This is a genomic window from Bowmanella yangjiangensis (genome assembly GCF_017255015.1).
Taxonomy (GTDB): domain Bacteria; phylum Pseudomonadota; class Gammaproteobacteria; order Enterobacterales; family Alteromonadaceae; genus Bowmanella; species Bowmanella yangjiangensis.
Window position 1 is genome coordinate 1 of the sequence record NZ_JAFKCS010000247.1, and the last position, 1,169, is coordinate 1,169.

Sequence of the window (1,169 nt, forward strand, 5' to 3'; positions counted from 1 at the left end):
CAGGCCATGGTCGAGGCGATTCGTCGGGTCGATGAGCAAACCCCGCACAGCGAAACCGTGCGGGGTTGAACGGGACTACCAGCGGCGCTCGTTGCTGCGCCGCTGCTCGCTGTAGCTGCGCCCATTGGAGTAGCGCTGCGGGGTGCTCCGTCCGGTGTCCCAGCCGCGCAGGACCTTGACGCCACGCTGTTCCTGGCGCCGCGCGTCACGCTGCCTGTCATGGCGTGGCTGCTCGTGACGCTTGTAGTCGTCGCGGTAGTGCGGCGCGTAGCCATAGCGTTGACGCGGTTGCGGCGCCGGCACGTAGCGGGGTGGCGCCTGGTACTGGCGACGGCGGTCGTCGTAGTAATAGCGCGACGTCACGTACACCGGTGGCGAATAATCGTGACGGTAGCCGTTGTAGTAGGCGTGATTGCGGTAGCCGCGATCGTGGTCGTAGCCATACACCGCACAACCGCCGAGCGGCAGGATCAGCAACGTGGCAAGCAGGATTCTGTAGAACATGGGAGCCTCCACAGGGGAAGCGGGCCAGTGGCCCGGAAGCGGATCAGCAACGACCCTTCTTGGCCTGCCCCGGAGGGCAGTGCGAAGGACCACCACCGTCACCGATATCGACGCCGATACCTGGCAACCGCAGGCTGCAGCCCGACAGACCGGTGGCCAGGCTGGCGGCCAGCAACAAGGTGCAGAGGGTTTTCATCAGCAACTCCCCTTCATGCGATGCCCCGGCGGGCAGAAGTAGCCGCCGTTGGAGTGGCCGCGGCCATCCAGATCGACACGAATCACGTCAGGGTCACCTACCCGCGCATGCACGCCCGGCGCGCTGAAGCTGCAGCCGCCCAGCAGCAACGCCAATGTCATCACAGTCAAACCACGCATATTGGAATACTCCTCGATTTCCAGAAGGCTGCTGGACAGGCAGCGGCCCGGTGGTCACGGCGCTATTCAGCATGACTGTTCGACAATATGGACTGAGTCACGTTCCGTGCAGCCGAGTGACCAGGATCACAGGCCCGTCACGTTCGCTGGCACACTCCTCGCTTAGCATGGCCCGCAGCGGGAAAGCGTGGCGCTGCCTCAACACAATGGCCGACTAGGGTTCCGGCTCGTCCGATGACGAGTGGCTGGTCCGAGAGTGGGCGACATCATCTGCGGGGGGGAGCCGGGAG

General features: G+C 64.7%; 3 protein-coding genes. All 3 read right to left on the minus strand.

Features of this window, described 5'->3' with window-relative positions; genetic code table 11:
- Window positions 1-75: 75 nt before the first annotated feature.
- Genes J0A65_RS23700 through J0A65_RS23710 form a run of 3 tightly spaced genes read right to left on the minus strand, consistent with a single transcriptional unit; the run spans window position 76 to window position 879 of the window.
- Window positions 76-504 (minus strand): hypothetical protein, encoded by a 429-nt coding sequence (locus J0A65_RS23700; RefSeq protein WP_134676346.1) that lies wholly within the window; start codon window positions 502-504, stop codon window positions 76-78.
- Window positions 505-547: 43 nt separating this feature from the next.
- Window positions 548-700 carry a hypothetical protein gene (locus tag J0A65_RS23705; protein ID WP_172979134.1) on the minus strand — a complete coding sequence of 51 codons (153 nt, stop codon included), beginning with the start codon at window positions 698-700 and terminating at the stop codon, window positions 548-550.
- A complete protein-coding gene (locus J0A65_RS23710) occupies window positions 700-879 on the minus strand; it encodes a hypothetical protein (RefSeq protein WP_037055432.1) in 180 nt (59 codons plus the stop codon). The genes J0A65_RS23705 and J0A65_RS23710 overlap by 1 nt, the downstream gene beginning before the upstream one ends.
- Window positions 880-1,169: the final 290 nt, after the last annotated feature.